24 protein-coding genes, 1 rRNA gene and 2 other annotated features are annotated in these 20,768 nt (G+C 42.0%); all 25 genes read right to left on the bottom strand.

Annotated features, from left to right (window positions below):
* Nucleotides 1-153 precede the first annotated feature (153 nt).
* The gene (locus NSQ16_RS00675) at nt 154-759 is read right to left on the bottom strand and encodes a class I SAM-dependent methyltransferase (protein WP_003235045.1); all 606 of its coding nucleotides are present in this window, start codon (nt 757-759) and stop codon (nt 154-156) included.
* Between the two features lie 89 nt (nt 760-848).
* A complete protein-coding gene (rplL, locus tag NSQ16_RS00670) occupies nt 849-1,220 on the bottom strand; it encodes a 50S ribosomal protein L7/L12 (RefSeq protein WP_003156436.1) in 372 nt (123 codons plus the stop codon).
* A 45-nt stretch (nt 1,221-1,265) separates the two neighbouring features.
* Nucleotides 1,266-1,766 (bottom strand): 50S ribosomal protein L10, encoded by a 501-nt coding sequence (gene rplJ, locus NSQ16_RS00665; RefSeq protein ID WP_003235042.1) that lies wholly within the window; start codon nt 1,764-1,766, stop codon nt 1,266-1,268.
* Between the two features lie 65 nt (nt 1,767-1,831).
* Nucleotides 1,832-1,972 (bottom strand) — a sequence feature (ribosomal protein L10 leader region).
* 45 nt (nt 1,973-2,017) lie between these two features.
* The gene (gene rplA / locus NSQ16_RS00660; RefSeq protein ID WP_003235040.1) at nt 2,018-2,716 is read right to left on the bottom strand and encodes a 50S ribosomal protein L1; all 699 of its coding nucleotides are present in this window, start codon (nt 2,714-2,716) and stop codon (nt 2,018-2,020) included.
* Nucleotides 2,717-2,810: 94 nt separating this feature from the next.
* The gene (gene rplK, locus NSQ16_RS00655; protein WP_003156430.1) at nt 2,811-3,236 is read right to left on the bottom strand and encodes a 50S ribosomal protein L11; all 426 of its coding nucleotides are present in this window, start codon (nt 3,234-3,236) and stop codon (nt 2,811-2,813) included.
* Between the two features lie 167 nt (nt 3,237-3,403).
* On the bottom strand, nt 3,404-3,937 hold the full coding sequence (gene nusG / locus NSQ16_RS00650; RefSeq protein ID WP_003225764.1) for a transcription termination/antitermination protein NusG: 534 nt from the start codon (nt 3,935-3,937) through the stop codon (nt 3,404-3,406).
* A 178-nt stretch (nt 3,938-4,115) separates the two neighbouring features.
* Nucleotides 4,116-4,295 carry a preprotein translocase subunit SecE gene (secE, locus tag NSQ16_RS00645; RefSeq protein ID WP_004399676.1) on the bottom strand — a complete coding sequence of 60 codons (180 nt, stop codon included), beginning with the start codon at nt 4,293-4,295 and terminating at the stop codon, nt 4,116-4,118.
* 33 nt (nt 4,296-4,328) lie between these two features.
* Nucleotides 4,329-4,478: a 50S ribosomal protein L33 gene (gene rpmG, locus NSQ16_RS00640; protein WP_003156421.1), complete on the bottom strand. Its 150-nt coding sequence runs from the start codon at nt 4,476-4,478 to the stop codon at nt 4,329-4,331.
* Nucleotides 4,479-4,570: 92 nt separating this feature from the next.
* A complete protein-coding gene (gene sigH, locus NSQ16_RS00635) occupies nt 4,571-5,227 on the bottom strand; it encodes an RNA polymerase sporulation sigma factor SigH (RefSeq protein ID WP_003225758.1) in 657 nt (218 codons plus the stop codon).
* A gap of 62 nt (nt 5,228-5,289) precedes the next feature.
* Entirely contained in the window at nt 5,290-5,802 is a 513-nt protein-coding gene (gene rae1 / locus NSQ16_RS00630) for a ribosome-dependent mRNA decay endonuclease Rae1/YacP (RefSeq protein WP_003235032.1), read from the bottom strand.
* A gap of 6 nt (nt 5,803-5,808) precedes the next feature.
* Nucleotides 5,809-6,558, bottom strand: coding sequence for a 23S rRNA (guanosine(2251)-2'-O)-methyltransferase RlmB (rlmB, locus tag NSQ16_RS00625; protein WP_014475598.1), 750 nt, complete (start codon nt 6,556-6,558; stop codon nt 5,809-5,811).
* A complete protein-coding gene (locus NSQ16_RS00620; protein ID WP_014475597.1) occupies nt 6,542-6,973 on the bottom strand; it encodes a mini-ribonuclease 3 in 432 nt (143 codons plus the stop codon). The genes rlmB and NSQ16_RS00620 overlap by 17 nt, the downstream gene beginning before the upstream one ends.
* A gap of 3 nt (nt 6,974-6,976) precedes the next feature.
* Entirely contained in the window at nt 6,977-8,377 is a 1,401-nt protein-coding gene (gene cysS, locus NSQ16_RS00615) for a cysteine--tRNA ligase (RefSeq protein WP_038827787.1), read from the bottom strand.
* Nucleotides 8,374-9,027, bottom strand: a complete 654-nt coding sequence (gene cysE / locus NSQ16_RS00610) for a serine O-acetyltransferase (protein ID WP_003225749.1) — start codon at nt 9,025-9,027, stop codon at nt 8,374-8,376. Before cysE ends, cysS begins: the two co-directional genes overlap by 4 nt.
* Before the next feature lie 68 nt (nt 9,028-9,095).
* Nucleotides 9,096-9,326 (bottom strand) — a binding site (T-box leader).
* A gap of 2 nt (nt 9,327-9,328) precedes the next feature.
* Nucleotides 9,329-10,780 carry a glutamate--tRNA ligase gene (gene gltX / locus NSQ16_RS00605; protein ID WP_004399675.1) on the bottom strand — a complete coding sequence of 484 codons (1,452 nt, stop codon included), beginning with the start codon at nt 10,778-10,780 and terminating at the stop codon, nt 9,329-9,331.
* Between the two features lie 90 nt (nt 10,781-10,870).
* A complete protein-coding gene (gene ispF / locus NSQ16_RS00600) occupies nt 10,871-11,347 on the bottom strand; it encodes a 2-C-methyl-D-erythritol 2,4-cyclodiphosphate synthase (RefSeq protein WP_003225745.1) in 477 nt (158 codons plus the stop codon).
* Nucleotides 11,340-12,038, bottom strand: a complete 699-nt coding sequence (gene ispD / locus NSQ16_RS00595) for a 2-C-methyl-D-erythritol 4-phosphate cytidylyltransferase (RefSeq protein ID WP_106074229.1) — start codon at nt 12,036-12,038, stop codon at nt 11,340-11,342. The genes ispF and ispD overlap by 8 nt, the downstream gene beginning before the upstream one ends.
* 14 nt (nt 12,039-12,052) lie before the next feature.
* Nucleotides 12,053-13,153, bottom strand: coding sequence for a PIN/TRAM domain-containing protein (locus NSQ16_RS00590; protein WP_003235014.1), 1,101 nt, complete (start codon nt 13,151-13,153; stop codon nt 12,053-12,055).
* Nucleotides 13,154-13,268: 115 nt separating this feature from the next.
* Nucleotides 13,269-14,351 carry a DNA integrity scanning diadenylate cyclase DisA gene (gene disA / locus NSQ16_RS00585; protein ID WP_003225736.1) on the bottom strand — a complete coding sequence of 361 codons (1,083 nt, stop codon included), beginning with the start codon at nt 14,349-14,351 and terminating at the stop codon, nt 13,269-13,271.
* Nucleotides 14,352-14,354: 3 nt separating this feature from the next.
* Nucleotides 14,355-15,731: a DNA repair protein RadA gene (gene radA / locus NSQ16_RS00580; RefSeq protein ID WP_014475593.1), complete on the bottom strand. Its 1,377-nt coding sequence runs from the start codon at nt 15,729-15,731 to the stop codon at nt 14,355-14,357.
* A gap of 91 nt (nt 15,732-15,822) precedes the next feature.
* Nucleotides 15,823-18,255, bottom strand: coding sequence for an ATP-dependent protease ATP-binding subunit ClpC (gene clpC, locus NSQ16_RS00575; protein ID WP_014475592.1), 2,433 nt, complete (start codon nt 18,253-18,255; stop codon nt 15,823-15,825).
* Nucleotides 18,252-19,343: a protein arginine kinase gene (locus NSQ16_RS00570; protein WP_003235007.1), complete on the bottom strand. Its 1,092-nt coding sequence runs from the start codon at nt 19,341-19,343 to the stop codon at nt 18,252-18,254. Before NSQ16_RS00570 ends, clpC begins: the two co-directional genes overlap by 4 nt.
* Nucleotides 19,343-19,900 carry a protein-arginine kinase activator protein McsA gene (gene mcsA / locus NSQ16_RS00565; protein ID WP_015252993.1) on the bottom strand — a complete coding sequence of 186 codons (558 nt, stop codon included), beginning with the start codon at nt 19,898-19,900 and terminating at the stop codon, nt 19,343-19,345. Before mcsA ends, NSQ16_RS00570 begins: the two co-directional genes overlap by 1 nt.
* A 13-nt stretch (nt 19,901-19,913) precedes the next feature.
* A complete protein-coding gene (gene ctsR / locus NSQ16_RS00560; RefSeq protein WP_003225724.1) occupies nt 19,914-20,378 on the bottom strand; it encodes a transcriptional regulator CtsR in 465 nt (154 codons plus the stop codon).
* Nucleotides 20,379-20,618: 240 nt separating this feature from the next.
* Nucleotides 20,619-20,734 (bottom strand): 5S ribosomal RNA (rrf, locus tag NSQ16_RS00555).
* Nucleotides 20,735-20,768 lie beyond the last annotated feature (34 nt).

The raw sequence follows: 20,768 nt of genomic DNA, 5'->3' as shown, positions 1-20,768 counted from the left end.
TTTCTAATTAAGAAAACCACATCCAAAAACAAATACCGATTTTATTAGCATTTCCATACTTGTATAATTTATACATAGATAATGACAATTCATCATATCAAGCAAAATATATACATTGGCATTTTACAATATTAACATAGTTAAAATACCGAGTCAAACTTTTTTTGCTTTTATGATATAATAGCCTTTCTTTTTTTGAACGACGGAAACTTCATCGAACAGTTCCTCGAGCTTTTCAATGGCAGAAGGCGCGCCTTGCTTTTTCTGTATGACGATCCACAATTCACCTGAAGCTTTTAAGTGTTCAGCGCTTTTCTCAAAGATAGCATGGACAACTTTTTTTCCGGCTCGGATTGGGGGATTTGTAAGAATAGAAGCAAATGTTTGAGCAGAATCAACGTTTGAAAACAAATCGCTTTGATAAATCTTAACGTTTGTTATTCCGTTCTGTTCCGCATTTTCATTTGATAGTTCTACGGCTCTCTCATTAACGTCAATCATGTGGATAGTCCGGTCTTTAAAGTCGCTGGCGAGCGATAAACCAATCGGGCCGTATCCGCAGCCTACATCCAAAATGCCGCCCTCAACCTCAGGCTCTTCAAAAGAATCAATCAGCAGGCGGGAGCCGAAATCAACTTCTTTTTTAGAAAAAACCCCGCTGTCGCTGGTAAACGTGAAATCTTTATTCCGAAGCCTAAAAGACCAGGTTTGCTTGTTGCTTTTTACTGAAGGTTTTTCTGAATAATAGTGCTCACTCATTATTAGAACCTCCTTTTTTCATGGCTTAAAGAATGGCAAAGAAAAAGCTCGCCTCATAAAAGCGAGCTTCCCCTACAGGTAAGTGAAGATTACTTAACTTCTACAGAAGCGCCAACTTCTTCAAGTTTAGCTTTAAGCTCTTCAGCTTCTTCTTTAGCAATACCTTCTTTAAGTGGTTTTGGAGTGTTGTCAACAAGTTCTTTAGCTTCTTTCAAGCCAAGACCAGTGATTTCACGTACAACTTTGATAACTTTGATTTTTTGAGATCCTGCACCAGCAAGGATAAGATCGAATTCACTTTGCTCTTCAGCAGCTCCGCCTGCAGCAGCTCCGCCAGCTACAGCTACAGGAGCAGCAGCAGTTACGCCAAATTCTTCTTCGATTGCTTTTACTAGGTCGTTCAATTCAAGTACAGTTGCTTCTTTAACGGAAGCAATGATTTCTTCGATATTTAAAGCCATTTGTAATTCCTCCATTTTGTTTTAATTTATGAAAAACTGATTAGATTAAGCGCCTTGTTCTTCCTTTTGTTCTGCCACAGCTTTTGCAGCAAGAGCAAGGTTACGAACTGGAGCTTGAAGTACGCTAAGCAACATAGAAAGCAAGCCTTCGCGTGATGGAAGTTCAGCAAGAGCTTTCACTTCTTCAACAGTAGAAACTTTACCTTCGATAACGCCAGCTTTGATTTCAAGAGCTTCGTGATTTTTAGCGAAGTCATTAAGAACTTTAGCCGGAGCGACAACATCTTCAGTGCTGAATGCGATCGCGTTCGGTCCAGTTAAGAAATCATTCAAACCATTAAGCTCAGCTTGTTCAACCGCACGGCGAGTCATCGTATTTTTGTAAACTTTGAACTCAACGTTAGCTTCGCGAAGCTGTTTACGAAGTTCAGTTACTTCAGAAACGTTAAGTCCGCGATAGTCAACGATGATCGTTGATTTACTTTCTTTCAGTTTAGAAGCAATTTCTTCAACAACAACTTTTTTTGTTTCAATTGCGCTGCTCATGGTTACACCTCCTGTAGATTCTTGTGTAACACTTATACCGTTAGGTGATCACGACTGAGACGACGGATTCCATATAAAAAGCCTCCATGAGACATGGAGGCTGTATATACAAGCATACGTAACGTAATAGCTGTGATAATATACACCTCGGTAGGATAATTAAGCGGTTAGGCCCCTACTGTCTACGGTATAAATGATATTCTATTTTACAACATTTCGAATAATATCAGAATGTTGATGTCATGTCAATATTATTTTACGTTAAAAGTTGAAGAGTCTACTTTGACACCAGGTCCCATAGTAGAAGTTACAGCAACGTTTTTCACGTAAACGCCTTTAGCTGCAGCAGGTTTAGCTTTAAGGATTGTATCGTACATTGTTGTGAAGTTCTCAACAAGTTTTTCATCCTCGAAAGAAACTTTACCGATAGGAACATGAATGTTTCCAGCTTTATCAACGCGGTATTCAACTTTACCAGCTTTGATTTCGCCGATAGCTTTTTCAACTTCGAAAGTAACTGTACCAGTTTTAGGGTTTGGCATTAAACCTTTTGGTCCAAGTACACGACCGATTTTACCAACTTCACCCATCATGTCAGGTGTAGCTACGATAACATCGAAATCGAACCAGCCTTGTTGAATTTTGTTGATGTAGTCAGTATCGCCTACGAAATCTGCACCAGCAGCTTCAGCTTCTTTCGCTTTTTCGCCTTTTGCGAAAACGAGAACGCGCTGAGTTTTACCAGTTCCGTTTGGAAGCACAACTGCTCCACGGATTTGCTGGTCGTTTTTACGAGGGTCAACCCCTAAACGGAAAGCCACTTCAACTGTAGCGTCGAATTTAGCTGTGTTTGTTTTTTTAACGAGAGCTACTGCTTCAGAGACGTCGTAAGCTTTAGAACGGTCTACAAGCTTAGCAGCTTCAACGTACTTTTTACCTTTTTTAGCCATTTTAAAATTTCCTCCTTATGTGGTTATAGCGGAATAACCTCCCACGAATAAGGGTTGCGAACTTGTTAAAACTCGCAACCCGACAAGAAACAAATTAATCCTCGATTACAATACCCATACTGCGGGCAGTACCTTCAACCATGCGCATTGCCGCTTCAACGTCTGCTGCGTTTAAGTCAGGCATTTTCGTTTCAGCGATTTCGCGTACTTTATCGCGCTTAACGGTTGCCACTTTATTACGGTTTGGTTCACCAGAACCAGACTCAATTCCAGCTGCTTTTTTAAGCAATACTGCAGCAGGTGGAGTTTTTGTAATAAATGTAAATGAACGGTCTTCGTAAACCGAAATTTCAACAGGAATGATTAAACCAGCTTGGTCAGCTGTACGAGCGTTAAACTCCTTACAGAATCCCATGATGTTAACACCGGCTTGACCAAGTGCAGGTCCAACTGGTGGTGCTGGGTTAGCTTTTCCAGCAGGAATTTGCAATTTTACAACTTTAACTACTTTTTTAGCCACGAGACACACCTCCTTAAGTCCGTGATGTGGTAATAGGGTAAACCCTCCCACTCAAGGTTTCATTCTTTATATGAATGACGAAATATCATGCTAGTTGCCTTGGATAAGTCCAAGACGTACCTTTGCTATATTATCATTTATATATAGCAATTTCAAGTTTTTTCACATTACAATTTATCGATTTGGGTAAATTCCAGCTCAACCGGCGTTTCACGGCCAAACATATTAACGAAAACTTTGACCTTGCTTTTATCATAATCAATCTCTTCAATTGATCCTGTAAAGTTAGCAAAAGGTCCGTCTATCACTTTCACTGTCTCTTTCAGTTCAAAGTCAATATCAGTTTTTCGTTCATCCATGCCCATTCTCTTCAGAATGGTTTCTGCTTCCCCCGGAAGAAGCGGCGTCGGTTTTGAACCTGACCCGGCAGATCCTACGAATCCAGTAACGCCCGGCGTGTTGCGGACGACATACCAAGAGTCGTCTGTCATTACAATTTCAACAAGCACATAACCAGGGAATACTTTCTTTTTCACGACTTTTTTCTTGCCGTTTTTGATATCCGTTTCTTCTTCTTCGGGTACGACTACACGGAAAATTTTATCCTGCATCCCCATTGATTCAACACGCTTTTCCAAGTTGGCTTTTACTTTATTCTCATAACCAGAGTACGTGTGAACAACATACCAATTCTTTTCCATTCTATTCAGGACTGTCCAGTCCTTCCCTCCCCGCATTTGGTTTTAGTGAATTACCATAACGCTTCAAAAAATAGGCGGCAAGCCTATGATAACTTTCATTTTAAGCCACAATAAAAAACCCGCTGAACGGGTTTTGGCAAGTAATATTATGATCTATTATAGCACGTATTGCTGATCATTATTCAACTATTAAACGAATTAATTGAGAAATTCCTGTGTCAAGGAGGGCAAAAAAGATAACAAAAAAGATAACTGTTGAAATTACCGTAATGGTATAACGCGTTAACTCTTTTCCTTTAGGCCAGCTTACCTTTTTCATTTCTTTCCCAACATCTTTAAAGAATTTCATAATACGCATGTAAAAGACCTCCACAATTTAAAAGCGCAAAAACTATTTTGTTTCAAGATGAGCTGTATGTGAATTGCAAGTACTGCAGTATTTCTTTACTTCTAATCGCTCAGCCGCTGATGCAGAGCTCTTCATTGTCGTATAATTACGGTTTCCGCATGTCTTGCATGCTAACGTAATCTTTTTTCTCATGTCATTACACCTTTTTCTAAATAGACATTAGTTCTTATCTTTAGTAACATATCATAGTCAGAAAAATACTGTCAATATAGCATAAATTCCTATTACAAACTGATTTCGCGAATTTCCAAGTACTTCTCCAGCTTGCGTTTCACACGCTGAAGGGCATTGTCGATCGATTTCACATGTCGGTTCAGTTCATCAGAAATCTCTTGGTAACTTCTCCCATCGAGATATAAGACGAGTACTTTTCTCTCTAAATCACTTAATAGTTCTCCCATTTTCATTTCAATATCATCAAATTCTTCCTGATTAATGATCATTTCCTCAGGATTTAAGGTTTTCGCTCCTGAAATGACATCCAGCAGCGTTCGGTCTGATTCTTCATCAAAAATCGGTTTATCTAATGAGACGTAGGAATTCAAAGGAATGTGTTTCTGGCGAGTAGCTGTCTTTATTGCGGTAATAATTTGGCGGGTAATACATAATTCTGCGAAAGCTTTGAATGAGGTAAGCTTGTCCTCTTTGAAGTCACGAATAGACTTATAGAGGCCTATCATGCCTTCCTGAACAATATCCTCTCTGTCCGCCCCTATTAAGAAATAGGATCTTGCTTTTGCCCGAACAAAGTTTCGGTACTTCGTAATCAAGTAATCTAACGCATCACTGTCCCCAACATGAACCTTTTCAATGACCTGCTCGTCCTCCAACTGGCAAAACTGCTCTTTGTTGAATTTTCCCTTGTTGTTCTGTAGATTCACTCCGATCCCCCCGGCGCACGTAGATAGAAATATTATACAGTATTGGGCAAAAAAGCGTCAACTTAATCTAAGTCTCCCCGCCTCCACTTTTCAAACGTTTTCAAAACCTCTTCCGATAAAGCAATTTTACCCGCCGGCTTCTCGGAAGTGATTTTTCTTACCCGTCTCTCTATTCGCCTTTCAATCGTTTCTACCTCTCTCAAAAGCTCCCGGGCCGATTTTCGCAATGCCCCCTGTCCGAAAATCGCCCACTGCTCAGTATAGTCAGAGGTCGCAACGTGAATTTGAGTCGCAATATTATTCAAAGCCTGAGCGAGCTTTTCTATCCGCTCATCAGCCGTCTCATTTTCTTTTGTAAAAATTACTTCAACTCTATGGTTGGTCTGTTTTTTCTCAAGCCCTTTTACGAGATGCGCGTCAAAAACAACAATAACCCTGTTTCCTGTATACGATTGATATTCTGCCATTTTCTGAATCAGTACGTCTCTCGCCTCTTCAAAACTGTTCGCTTTTAAATCCTTCAGCTGCGGCCAGGCTCCAATCATGTTGTACCCGTCTACTAACAGGATATCCATGGGTCTTTATTCTCCCAGAGGGTTTCGTTTCCGGTAGACTTCATACATCAAAAGACCAGCCGCGACAGATGCATTTAGTGAAGTTACCTTTCCGGCCATCGGGAGTTTAATGAGAAAATCGCACTTTTCTTTCACAAGGCGGCCCATCCCTTTTCCTTCACTTCCGATGACTAGAGCCAAAGGCATATTGCCGTCCATATTACGGTAATCCTCACGCGCGGACGCATCCGTTCCGACAACCCAGATTCCCCGCTCTTTCATCTCTTCTAACGTCCGTGCCAAATTGGTGACTCTTGCTACAGGAATGTGCTCAATTGCTCCTGTTGAAGCTTTTGCCACTGTTGTTGTCAGCCCGACAGCTCTCCGTTTTGGAATGACGATGCCATGAGCGCCGACCGCATCTGCTGTCCTCATAATGGAACCAAGATTATGAGGGTCTTCAAGTTCGTCCAGAATGAGGAAGAAAGGCTGTTCATTTTTTTCTTCGGCTGCTTTATATAAATCGTCCAGTTCTGCATATTCATACGCTGCAACCTGTGCCACTACGCCCTGATGCTGTCCTGTCACCATTTGATCGAGTTTTTTTCTCGGGACGTATTGAATCGTGATTCCCTGCTTTTTGGCAAGCTCAATCACTTGCTGTGCTTGTCCCTTTACGGTGTTTTCCGCCATCCACAGCTTATACAGCTTCCGATCAGATTTTAACGTCTCGATCACTGCATTTTTCCCTATGACGTAATCATGTTGCTGACTCATTTGTTTTCCTCCCTGACGTCCCGAATTGTATAGCTTCGGCTACGAGCTGACTAAGTCGTTCCTCTTTTTTCTCTAGAAAAAGGTAGCCCAGAAGCGCTTCAAATGCTGTACTGTAGCGGTACGTCTGAACATCTGTATTTTTAGGTATTGTCCCTGACTTGGCATTTCTGCCTCTTTTCAGCACCGCTTCCTCTTCTTCCGTAAAAAATGATTGATTCTGCAGAAAAAATAGGATCTCAGCCTGTGACTTTGCTGAAACAATCCGGCTTGATTTCTTATGAAGATCATTTGGTTTGGTAAAGCCCTGCTTAAGCAGGTGATGCCTGACATACACTTCAAAAATGGCATCACCTATATAAGCAAGCGCAAGACCGTTAAGCTGCTTAGAATCTTTTATCGTATCAAATTCAAGCATCTGTTATTGTCCCCGTTTCCAGCGAGTGCCTTGAGCCGTGTCTTCAAGAATGATATTCATGCTTTTCAGCTGGTCGCGGATCTGGTCTGACAATGCAAAATCGCGATTCCGGCGCGCTTCATTTCGCTTTTCGATTAAGTCTTCAATCTCTTGATCGAGAAGTTCCTGCTCACCCAACGAAAAACCGAGGACAGAAACAATACGGTCAAACATCTCGATAAACGCCGTAATTACATGATCAGCTGTATGGTCTTTCTGAAGATAATAATTGGCGTGTTTCGCTAAGTCAAACAAGACTGAAATGGCATTCGCCGTATTAAAATCATCGTCCATCGCTTCTTCGAATGCTTTGCGGTGTTCTTCAACTTTTTCAAGCCATTGATCGTCATCTTCGGTTAAATTCGTACTGCTGTTCAGACGGTGCTGAAGATTGCTGTACGCTGTTTTTAAACGGTTGAACGCGCTTTTCGTATTCTCCAGAAGCTCTTCTGAATAGTTAATCGGGTGGCGATAATGAACAGATAGCATAAAGAATCTCAAAAGCTGCGGATCATGCTGTTTAATGATGTCATGGACAAGCACAAAGTTGCCTAGTGATTTTGACATTTTTTCATTATCAATATTGATATAACCATTATGAAGCCAGTACTTCGCAAACGTTTTGCCTGTTAGCGCCTCAGATTGCGCAATTTCGTTTTCATGGTGAGGGAATGTTAAATCCTGTCCGCCCGCATGGATATCAATCTGGTCACCCAGATACTTTTTCACCATTGCTGAGCATTCAATGTGCCAGCCCGGACGTCCTTTTCCCCAAGGGCTATCCCAAGAGATTTCTCCTTCTTTTGCCGCTTTCCACAATGCGAAATCAAGAGCATCTTCTTTTTTCTCGCCGACTCGGATGCGTGCACCTGATCTAAGTTCATCGATTGATTGCTGAGAAAGCTTTCCGTACCCTTCAAATGCTCTGGTTTTGAAATATACGTCACCTTCTGATTCATATGCGTAGCCCTTTTTCACGAGCTGATCTACGAATTCGATAATGGCATCCATGTTCTCCATTACTCGCGGATGAAGGTCGGCTTTTCGGCAGCCGAGCGCACCTACGTCTTCAAAGTATGCTTTAATAAAACGCTCTGAAATGGTGGGTACATCCTCACCGAGTTCATTTGCCGCTTTAATTAATTTATCGTCTACGTCTGTGAAGTTAGAGACATACTGCACATCATAGCCTTTATACTCTAAATAGTTTCGAACCGTATCGTAAACGATTGCCGGACGCGCGTTCCCGATATGAATGTAATTGTAAACCGTGGGTCCGCATACATACATTTTCACTTTTCCCTCTTCAAGAGGAACAAATGTTTCCTTCTGTCTAGTCAATGTATTATAAAGTGTGATTGTCATTTTTGATTGATCCTTTCTTTTCTGTCTTCAAGTTCTGCCTTCAGCTCTAAAATCTGCTGTTCCAAAGACTTAAAGCGGTCAGCAACTGGATCGGGCAAATCCTGATGGTTTAAATCGCGTCTTACTTTCTTGCCATTTTGTACAACGACCCGACCAGGGATACCGACAACTGTTGAAAAATCAGGAACATCATGCAGCACTACTGAACCAGCCCCAATCTTTGAGCCTTCACCGACCGTAATAGAACCGAGCACTTTAGCACCTGTGGCTATCAATGCGTCATCTTTAATCGTTGGGTGCCTTTTTCCCTTTTCTTTCCCCGTTCCCCCGAGGGTAACCCCCTGAAAAACGGTTACGTTATTGCCGATTTCACATGTCTCCCCAATGACAACCCCCATGCCGTGGTCTATGAAAAATCTTCTCCCGATTGTAGCGCCTGGGTGGATTTCTATCCCGGTAAAAAATCGGCTTACTTGAGATATAAGGCGTGCAAGGAAATAAAATTTTCGTTTATATAAAGCATGTGCAATCCGATGCGCCCATATAGCATGTAAACCGGAATAAGTTAAAATCACTTCAAAATAGCTTCTTGCTGCGGGATCTTGATCGAACACAGTATCAATGTCTTCTTTGAGCATTCTAAAAAACACATGCTTCCCCCCGTTTCTCTATCTGATTTCCTCTACCCAATAAAAAAAGCGTCTCTGCATGTAAACATGACAGAGACGCTTTAACCGCGCGGTTCCACTCTGTTTGAAAAGCAGACTTCTGCTCTCCCAACTTCAGCCTGTAACGGCGGCGGCCGCCTTTGAATACTGGTTTCAAATGACGTTCTTCAAAGGTCTTAAGGGCGCACTTCTAAAACCCGGCTCATGGATCTCTCTCAGCCAATGGAGATCCTTTCTGTAATGGCCTAAAGCTTTATACTCTTCCCTGTCAACAATCATTTATTTAGATATTTTTTAAACGCTGAATTGCAGTCTCTTTACCGATCAATTCAATTGATTGCGGCAGTTCCGGACCGTGAGTTTGCCCTGTTACAGCAACACGAATCGGCATAAACAGTTTTTTCCCTTTATGGCCAGTTTCTTTCTGCACTGCTTTGATCGATGCTTTGATGTTATCCGGAGTGAACTCCTCAAGCTCTTCAAGCTTCGCTGCGAATGTGCTGAGCACTTCAGGAACCTGTTCTTCTTCCAGAACAGCTTTCGCTTCTTGATTATACTCGATCTCATCCGTAAAGAACAAATCAGTCAGCTCAACAATTTCCGCACCGTAGCTTAATTGCTCATGATACAGGGAAATCAGTTTACGAACCCACTCTTGTTCTTCAGCAGAAAGCTCAGTGCCAACTTTGCCCGCTTTTTGCAAATGCGGAAGCGTCAGTTCAACAACCTGATCAAGATCCAGCTTCTTCACATATTGGTTGTTAACCCATTTTAGCTTATGCATATCAAACAAAGCTGGTGATTTAGATAAACGATTTACATCAAAAATTTCAATAAACTGCTCTTTTGTGAAAAGCTCTTCTTCTCCAACCGGTGACCAGCCTAGCAGTCCGATAAAGTTGAACAGCGCTTCTGGCAGGTAGCCAAGCTCTTTGTACTGCTCGATGAATTGAATAATGGATTCATCACGTTTACTGAGCTTTTTACGGCTTTCGTTTACAATCAGCGTCATGTGTCCGAACTGAGGAATATCCCACCCGAATGCTTGATAGATCATAATCTGTTTCGGTGTGTTAGAAATATGATCCTCACCGCGCAGCACGTGTGTCATTTTCATTAAGTAGTCATCAATAGCTACCGCGAAGTTATAAGTAGGCGTTCCGTCCTTTTTCACAATAACGAAGTCGCCAATGCCATCTGATTCAAAAGAAATTTCGCCTTTTACGATGTCGTTGAAGGCGATGACTTTTCCTTCCGGCACACGGAAACGAATACTTGGTTTTCTGCCTTCGGCGATAAATTTCTCCTGTTCTTCCTGAGTCAGGTCTCTGTGTTTTCCGGAATAACGAGGCATTTCTCCGCGGGCAATCTGTTCTTCACGCTCTTTTTCAAGCTCTTCTTCCGTACAGTAACATTTATAAGCAAGCCCTTTTTCAAGAAGCTCTTCATAGTACACTTTATAGATATCGTTACGCTCTGACTGACGGTATGGACCGTACTCTCCTCCGACATCCACACTCTCATCCCAGTCAATACCTAGCCACTTCAGATAATTCAGCTGGCTTTGTTCTCCGCCCTCAATATTGCGCTTTTTATCAGTATCCTCAACTCGAATGATAAACTTACCGCCTTGATTGCGGGCAAATAAATAATTAAAAAGCGCCGTTCTGGCATTTCCAATATGCAAATGTCCGGTTGGACTCGGTGCATAACGGACGCGTACTTCGTTTCCCATTTTCAAATACTTCCTTTCATGTCATGTATGGCCTCAGGCAAAAATGTATGAATCTATTCTACCACCAAATAGACCCGGCATCAAAACAAGTTAGCCTTTTTGTATCAGTACTGTCGCCTGAGCCGCTATTCCTTCCGCCCGGCCTGTAAATCCAAGCTTTTCTGTCGTTGTTGCTTTTACATTTACTTGAGAAACATCTGCCTCAAGGCCTTCAGCAATTCTTTTTCTCATATCTTCTATGTACGGCAGCATCTTCGGCTTTTGCGCTATGATGGTGCAATCAATGTTCCCAAGGACATACCCCTTCTGTTTCACGATTCCCCAGACATGCTGAAGTAATTTGAAAGAATCTGCGTCCTTGAACTCGGGATCTGTGTCAGGAAAATGCTTGCCGATGTCTCCTTCACCCACAGCTCCCAGGCAGGCGTCAGCGACGGTATGCAGCAATACGTCTGCATCAGAATGGCCAAGCAGCCCTTTTTCGTACGGGATTTCAATTCCGCCAATAATGAGAGGACGGCCCTCCACTAATTGATGCACATCAAATCCTTGTCCAATTCTAAACATGTTTATTCCCACTTTCTGATTCCATGATAGCTTCAGCTGACGTCAAATCGTCTGGCGTCGTCAGCTTAATATTTGTATAGCTGCCTTCTACAACACGGACCGAACCGCCCTCCATCTGTTCAACGAGGCTGGCGTCATCCGTCCCTAAAAATCCCTTGCGCTCGGCCTCAGCGTGAGCCTTCATCAATAAAGAAAGACGAAAAGCTTGTGGCGTTTGGACAGCCCACAAGCTTGAACGTTCAATCGTCTCACTGACTTGTAAATCTTGAACGCGTTTAATCGTATCTTTTACCGGAACAGCAAGGATGGCCGCTCCTGTCTGTTCCGCCTCTGCGATCAGTTCGTCAATTTGTTCATGTTTTATAAATGGGCGGGCACCGTCATGTACAAGGACAATCTTTTCCTGCTTTACGGCTTTCAGCCCCTTATACACACTGTGCTGACGCTCATCTCCGCCTGCAACAAGCTCAATCGAAGTTTGAAACGGGTAATCGGACAGCAATTGCTGAAAGTACTCCCGCTCCTGCTCGTTAATCACCAAAATGATTTTATCGCACTGCCGGTGGCTGTCAAACACTCTTAACGTGTGTATGATCACCGGGTCTCCCTTCAGCTCAATGAACAGTTTATTTCTCCCTGCCTTCATCCGCTTTCCCTGTCCGGCTGCAGGAATCACCACATCATAACTCATTGTTTCTTCTCCCTTTACAGCGCCTTCTCCAACAGCTTAGGCTTCGCAAAAATCATTCGTCCCGCTGCTGTCTGCAGCACACTTGTGACGAGTACATCAATATGCTTGCCGATATAATTCCGTCCTTCTTCAACGACAATCATCGTACCGTCATCCAAGTAGGCAACTCCCTGATTATGCTCTTTCCCGTCCTTAATGACCTGAACATTCATTTCCTCGCCAGGAAGCACAACAGGCTTGACCGCATTGGCAAGGTCATTAATGTTTAATACTGCTACCTTCTGAAGCTCGCACACTTTATTTAAATTAAAATCATTCGTCACAACGACCCCGGATGTCAGCTTAGCAAGTTTGACGAGCTTGCTGTCAACCTCCTGAATATCTTCAAAGTCACCTTCGTAAATTTCAACTTCAATGTCTAATTCTTTCTGAATGCGGTTCAGGATATCAAGACCGCGGCGTCCTCTGTTTCGTTTTAAAACATCTGAAGAGTCTGCAATATGCTGCAATTCCTCAAGGACAAACTGCGGAATCACGATAACTCCCTCTAAAAAACCAGTCTGACAAATATCTGCTATTCTCCCATCAATAATAACACTAGTGTCCAAAATTTTCAGCTTCTTGTCTTGAACCTCATGTTCTTCATCAGCTGTTCCTTTTTTCTTTTGCATTCTGGCGGAAATGGAAAACAGGCTGATCAATTCATCCTTTTTCTTAAAGCCCACCTGGAAGCCGAGATAACCGAGGAAGAAAGCCAAAAATACAGGAATTATTGTGCTGAATATGCGGTAAGGTATATTGTCTAAAGGAATAACATTTACGATAAGATAAGCAATTATAAGTCCAAAAACTAAGCCAAGACTTCCAAATAACAAATCTGGAACCGGCGCTTTTAACAATGAATCCTCTATCCACTTCACCCAGTTCACAACGTATTCTGTACCCCATATACTGATGAGAAAAAAGATAATTGCTCCTATTGCCGCAGACGTATATGCGTTTGTTATTAAAGGTATGTCCTGTATATTTAACAGTACAAACAATTCAGGTATCAAAAATATACCAACAACGCCGCCAAAAATAATGAAGAACGCCTGAACTATTCGTTTTAACATACCCCCACCTCCTTTTTTAACATTTTAATTTCACAAAGTCTTATGCATCCTACGAATATCAGAATAAACAAAAACCAACATTAATATACCCGTATTCATAAGGTTTTAACCGAAATCACAGTTGTCTGTCTAAATAATGCTTCTCTTGCAGGCGTTTTAATCCTTTTTTGATTTTTTGGGCTCGTACTTCACCGATTCCCTCTACTTCATCTAATTCTTCTGCACTCGCCTCAATAATCCTTGGCAGGACTCCAAATGCTTCTACAACATTTTCAACAATCGGCATCGGAAGACGCGGTATCTTATTTAACAGCCTGTATCCTCTCGGCAATACATAATCATCAAGATTAGTAGAAGCAGGGTAACCGAGAAGCTTATACACAATGGAATCATCCAGCAGATCATAACTGGACATATCCTGCAGCTCCTTCAAGAGAACAAACGGATCTTTAATCTTTTCTTTTACATAGTCCTTAATAAATAAAGCGGCCTCTTCTTCCATATCCGTAATCAATTCAATGACTTGCAGTTTGATCAGATGCCCTTCTGTCCCCAGCTCTTTGATATACATATTAATTTCGTTTTTGATTCTCAGTACCATTTCATAACGATGCATGACAGACAAGACATCACTGAAGGTAACAAGTTCCTCAAACTCTAACGCGTTCAGTGCATTAATCGTTTTATCGAGGATTGTCTTATATTTTTCAAGTGTTTGAATGGCTTGGTTCGCCTTGGTTAAAATAAATCCTATGTCTTTTAGTGTATACTTCATGTTTTCCTGATATAACGTTATGACATTTCTTCTTTCAGAAATAGCGATTACAAGACAGCCAGTTTGCTTAGCTACTCTTTCGGCAGTTCTGTGCCGCATTCCTGTTTCTGATGAAGAAATTGTGGCATCCGGCATCAGCTGAGTATTCGCATAGAGGATTTTTTGACCCGAATCACTTAAAATGATCGCTCCATCCATTTTAGCCAGCTCATATAAATGCGCCGGAGAAAAAGCCGTGTTGATGTGAAAGCCGCCGTCCACCACTTCTTTTACTTTATCATTATATCCAACAACAATCAGACCGCCTGTATTTGCTCTCAAGACGTTTTCCATCCCCGCTCTGAGCGGTGTACCCGGAGCAACAAACTGCAATATAGATGACAGGTCTAACTCGTGTTTCGCCCCTTTTTTCTCTTTTTCCATCTATTATCCTCCTAATGAAGTACGAAGCGCTTCTGCAACATTTGCTACTCCGATAACCTCAATCCCTTTTGGTTTTGTCCATCCATCCAGATTTGCCGCGGGTATGATCATGCGTTTAAAGCCAAGCTTTGCCGCTTCTTTCACACGCTGTTCAATTCTTGAAACCCGCCGGACTTCTCCGGTTAATCCCACTTCTCCAATAAAGCAATCTGCAGGATTTGGAGGTGTGTCTCTAAAGCTTGATGCGATACTAATCACAATGGCAAGATCAATTGCCGGTTCATCAAGCTTAACGCCGCCAGCCACTTTCAAATAAGCATCCTGATTTTGCAGCAGCAATCCAACTCTTTTTTCTAACACAGCCATTAACAGAGAAACCCTGTTATGGTCTATTCCCGTTGCCATACGCCTTGGGTTGCCAAAGCTTGTTGGCGAGATGAGCGCCTGAATTTCAACGAGAATCGGTCTAGTGCCCTCCATAGAGGCAGTGATACTCGAGCCTGCGGAACCAGCAGAGCGTTCTTCTAAGAAAATTTCCGAAGGATTCAAAACCTCAGTGAGCCCCTCTTCCCGCATTTCGAAAATGCCCATTTCGTTTGTAGATCCGAAACGGTTTTTTACAGCCCTCAAAATACGGAAAGTATGGTGGCGTTCTCCTTCAAAATATAAAACAGTGTCAACCATATGCTCCAACAGTCTCGGACCTGCAATAGACCCTTCTTTCGTCACGTGCCCTACGATAAAAATCGGAATACCTTTTGTTTTTGCAATTTTCATCAGCTCAGCGGTACATTCTCTGACCTGTGATACACTGCCTGGAGCCGATGTAATATCGCTTTGGTAAACCGTTTGAATAGAGTCAACAACGACAAACGCTGGATTCATCTCTTGTATAGCAGACGAAATATACTCCATATCGGTTTCAGATAAAACATGCAGTGACGGATTATTAATGCCGAGACGGTCTGCTCGCAGCTTCGTTTGCTTTACAGATTCTTCTCCCGAAATATACAGGACACTGTTTGATGAGCCTGATAATTGAGCGGAAACCTGCAGTAATAGCGTTGACTTTCCGATACCAGGATCACCGCCAATTAAAACGAGGGAGCCTTTAACGACACCTCCGCCGAGTACTCTGTTAAACTCGCCAAGCTGGGTTTTGACGCGGGGTTCTTCTGATGTTTCGATTGATGTAATAGGTGAAGGTTTCTGTACAGTTTGAACAGAATGAGAAAAAGCCGCTCTCCGATTGGCTGGTGCTTTTTTAATCATTTCTTCCACCATTGTATTCCAAGCACCGCAGCCCGGACATTTCCCCATCCATTTTGGAGACTCGTAGCCGCAGGATTGGCAGATGAATTTCGATTTTGTTTTAGCCATATATAGTGTAAGACCTCTCCCTTGTTCTATTTCTTGATATGAAAGTGAGGCATACACTTACATGCTGTATGCCTCATTTCCGTCTTCTATATTAATTCGTTTTAGCAGTCGTTTTTACGACAAATTCGCCATCTTCTACATCAAGAACAATATGCTGTCCTTTATGAATATTTCCTCTGAGGAGTTCTTCAGATAAACGATCCTCGACATGTTTTTGGATCGCTCTTCTTAACGGACGGGCACCGTATTCCAGGTCAACGCCCTCTTCCGCGACTTTCGCTTTTGCAGCATCTGTCAATTCGATAGAAAGATCTTGTTCTTTCAAGCGTTTCGTTAATTGATCAGACATTAATGACACGATTTCAGTAAGATGTTTTTTCTCAAGTGAATGGAAGACAATGATTTCATCGATACGGTTGATGAACTCAGGTCTGAAAGCTCGTTTTAATTCACCCATCACTTTATCTTTCATGTCTTTATGATTTTGAGTTTCATCCTGAACGTTAAAGCCGACATATTTATTGCGTTTCAGCTCACTTGCTCCGACGTTTGATGTCATGATCAGAATGGTATTGCGGAAATCGACTGTGCGTCCTTTAGAATCAGTCAATCGTCCGTCTTCAAGAACTTGCAGAAGGATATTGAAGACATCAGGGTGCGCTTTCTCGATCTCATCAAGAAGCACGACAGAGTAAGGTTTTCTTCTGACTTTCTCTGTCAATTGACCGCCTTCATCATATCCCACATATCCCGGAGGTGAACCAACAAGTCTTGAAGTTGAGTGTTTTTCCATGTATTCAGACATATCAATTCTGATCATGGATTCTTCATCGCCAAAAATGGATTCAGCGAGTGCTCGTGCAAGCTCTGTTTTACCTACACCTGTAGGGCCTAAGAAAATGAATGAGCCGATTGGGCGTTTAGGATCTTTCAATCCTGCTCTCGCACGTCTGACGGCTTTTGCAACAGCTACAACTGCTTCATCCTGGCCGATGACGCGGGAATGAAGAATGTTTTCCATATTGAGAAGCTTATCAGTTTCAGTTTGGGCGATTTTAGATACAGGCACACCGGTCCAGCTGGATACAACCATCGCAATATCATCCACAGTAACCTCTGAGTTTTCCTGCCCTTGCTTCTCTTTCCATGATTTCTTCGTATCCTCTACTTGCTCGCGCAGGCGTTGTTCAGTATCACGCAAGGAAGCAGCTTTTTCAAACTCTTGGCTTTGCACTGCCGCATCCTTCTCTTTACGAACCTCATCAAGCTTCTGCTCAAGCTCTTTTAAGTTAGGAGGCGTTGTAAATGAGCGCAGTCTCACCTTTGAACCTGCTTCATCGATCAAGTCAATTGCTTTATCCGGAAGGAAGCGGTCAGAAATATATCTGTCAGAAAGCTTAACCGCAGCTTCAATGGCATCATCAGTGATAGAAACGCGGTGGTGGGCTTCGTATCTGTCACGCAGACCTTGTAAAATTTGAATACTTTCATCTACAGATGGCTGATCAACCTGAATCGGCTGAAAACGGCGTTCCAGTGCTGCATCTTTTTCAATATATTTACGGTACTCATCAAGAGTCGTTGCACCAATACATTGGAGTTCGCCGCGAGCAAGTGAAGGTTTTAAAATATTAGATGCATCAATAGCACCTTCTGCTCCGCCTGCCCCGATTAATGTATGGAGCTCATCGATGAATAGAATGATATTTCCTGCCTGGCGAATTTCATCCATGACCTTCTTCAGGCGATCCTCAAATTCTCCGCGGTATTTTGTGCCGGCAACAACTGTTCCCATGTCTAATGTCATCACACGTTTATCACGCAAAATTTCGGGTACTTCATTATTGATAATTTGCTGTGCCAAACCTTCTGCGATAGCCGTTTTACCTACACCTGGTTCCCCAATGAGAACAGGGTTGTTTTTCGTTCTGCGGCTTAACACTTCAATGACACGCTGGATCTCCTTGCTTCTGCCGATTACAGGGTCAAGGCTGTCTTCCTTCGCAATAGCAGTTAAGTCTCTTGCCAAGCTGTCAAGCGTAGGCGTATTCGCATTGCTGTTTGTTCCTGCCGCTGATGATCCTGTTTCATTACTTCCTAGAAGCTGGAGCACCTGCTGTCTTGCTTTATTTAAGCTGACACCGAGATTATTCAGAACTCTCGCAGCAACGCCTTCTCCTTCACGAATCAGACCAAGAAGAATATGTTCTGTTCCAACATAAGAATGACCGAGTTTTCTTGCCTCATCCATTGAAAGCTCAATGACTTTTTTAGCTCTAGGAGTATAATGAATCGTTTGAGACATTTCCTGCCCGCGCCCGATCAAACTTTCTACTTCTTTCTGAATTTTATCTGAACCGAGTCCAAGCGCTTGAAGAGCTTTAGCAGCAATGCCCTCTCCTTCTCTTACCAGTCCTAATAAAATATGCTCAGTGCCAATGTTATTATGACCTAACCGAAGTGCTTCTTCCTGTGCTAGCGCCAGTACTTTTTGAGCTCGTTCTGTAAATCTTCCAAACATCATATCGATTCATCCTCCTGTCTTTTCCCATTCATTTCTAAGTGAAGCCGTTCTCTGATGAGAGCCGCTCTTCGAATGTCCCTTTCGTTCGGACGCAAAGCGCCTCCCGAGTATTGCTGTAAAAACCCTGGCTGCGTCAAAATCATAAGTTCGTTAAGTATGTTGCTTGAAAGTCCTTTTATAATGCCTAGGTCTATGCCTAACCGAACATCTGAAAGGCACTTTGCAGTTTCTTTCGATTCTATCATCCGGCAATTAGACAAGACCCCATAAGACCGATATACCCGATCCTCAAGTTCAATTTTAGAAGTTTGATAAATCGCTTCTCGGGCAGATCGTTCTTGTTCAATCAACTGAGCAGCAACACTGTTAAGATCCTCTACAATATCCTGCTCTGACTTACCAAGCGTGATCTGATTTGAAATTTGAAAGATATTCCCTACTGCTTCGCTGCCTTCCCCATAAATTCCTCTAACAACTAAGCCTAATTGATTAATTGCCGGTATAATTCGATTTATTTGCCTAGTTAAAACTAGTGCCGGCAGATGCATCATGACCGAAGCCCTTAAACCTGTACCTACGTTTGTAGGACAGCTGGTTAAGTATCCTCTTTGCTCATTGAATGCATAATCAACTTTTTCTTCAATCCAGTCGTCGACCTGGTTTGCGGCTTTCATTGCTTCTAAAAGCTGAAATCCAGGGAAAAGACACTGAATTCTAATATGGTCCTCTTCATTTAGCATGACGCTTACTTCCTCATTTTCAGAAAGCAAACAGCCGCCAAAAGGAGACTCTGTCAGATTCGGACTGATTAGATGTTTTTCAACAAGTACACGCTTCTCTAAAGGCTGTGCATCATTCATTCTAATCAAAACAAATTTGCCGATTCCGGGAATTTCTTGCTCTGAAAACTGATCTTCAAATTGCTGTATGATGGATGAGGCTTCTTCATTGGAATACCGCGTAGGGAACCGAATATGCTCAAAGTTCCTTGCTAAACGTATGCGGCTGCTGAGTACAATGTCACTTTCAGGTCCTTTCTGCTTCATCCAACTGCTTAGTGCGTCCTGAATAAAATGCTTTAGCGACATTACTCCTGTTCCTCCTCACTATCTGTACTTTTGAGTGATTGTTCTAATGAACGAATTTGATCTCTTACATGAGCTGCATTTTCAAATTCTTCTTGATGGATTAAGGATTCCAATTCCTTTTTTAGCATATCAATCTGCCGTCTGACATGAAGATTGCCGCCTATTCGTTTCGGTATCTTACCTGCATGCACAGTGTTTCCGCTGTGCACTTTACGTAGGATTGGTGTAATGTTGCTATGAAATGTTTTGTAACATTCAGAACATCCAAAACGGCCAATTTTTCTGAATTGCTGAAAAGTCATTCCGCATTTCGGACAAGCAGATATTTGCTCCGAGTGACTGAACATTTGAGTTCCTGCATTTTGAAATGAAGAATCCATGTTCAGTAAACCCGAAAGTAAATTATGAATAGAGAAACCCTGATTTGCACTTATACCATATGAATCACTATTTTCTTTGGCACATTGTTCACAAATATGAACTTCTATTTTTTCTCCGTTAACAACCTTTGTAAAGTGAAAAGTGGCTGGTCTCTCGTGGCACTCTTGACAAATCAATCTTTTCACCCGCTTATTTTAATTTTAAAGAAGTCAACATTGCCTTCATCATTCTCGCTCTTAATTCATCACGTTCAGGCAAGTCAATGTGTAAAACTGAGCGGTCCATTACGCTGACCATCATTTTTGCTTCTCTTTCTGAAATTACCTTGTCTTCTAATAGCCTTAAAATAATGTCATCAGAGGCTGCTTGAGACAAATGGGTATTAATTTGAGAAATTATATTATTGATTAGGACAACTTCATTGTTCATTTTAATTTTAATGATTCTGATGTAACCGCCGCCCCCGCGTTTGCTCTCAACAATATATCCTCTTTCGCTTGTAAATCTGGTGTTGATGACATAATTTATTTGGGAAGGAACGCATTGAAATTTATCTGCAATTTCACTTCGTTTAATCTCTAAAATTTCCTTGCCATTTTGATCTAACACTCGTTTTAAATATTGTTCAATGATGTCAGAAATATTATGTCCCACTCAACCCCCTCCTTTACTGACTTTGACTATATTTGACTATAATCTTACTATAAGCCGTTTCTCGAGAATTTTCAACTTTCTCGCTCTATCCTTTATTATTTCCATTTTCCCGGTCCACAAAACCTGATTGCTGATTTAAAATTCGGTATAAAGTTATTATATTATACAGTTAAGTGGAATTTTATGATACCAATAAACCAAAATACAAAAAACCCAGCTCAATGAGCTGGGTTTAAACTTGCTTGGCGGCGTCCTACTCTCACAGGGGGAAACCCCCGACTACCATCGGCGCTGAAGAGCTTAACTTCCGTGTTCGGTATGGGAACGGGTGTGACCTCTTCGCTATCGCCACCAAACAAATTGAGAGTGTTCTCTCAAAACTAGATAACA

The organism is Bacillus sp. PS108 (assembly GCF_037963335.1).
Taxonomy (GTDB): Bacteria; Bacillota; Bacilli; order Bacillales; family Bacillaceae; genus Bacillus; species Bacillus subtilis.
This window is presented reverse-complemented; position numbering and strand designations above follow the sequence as displayed.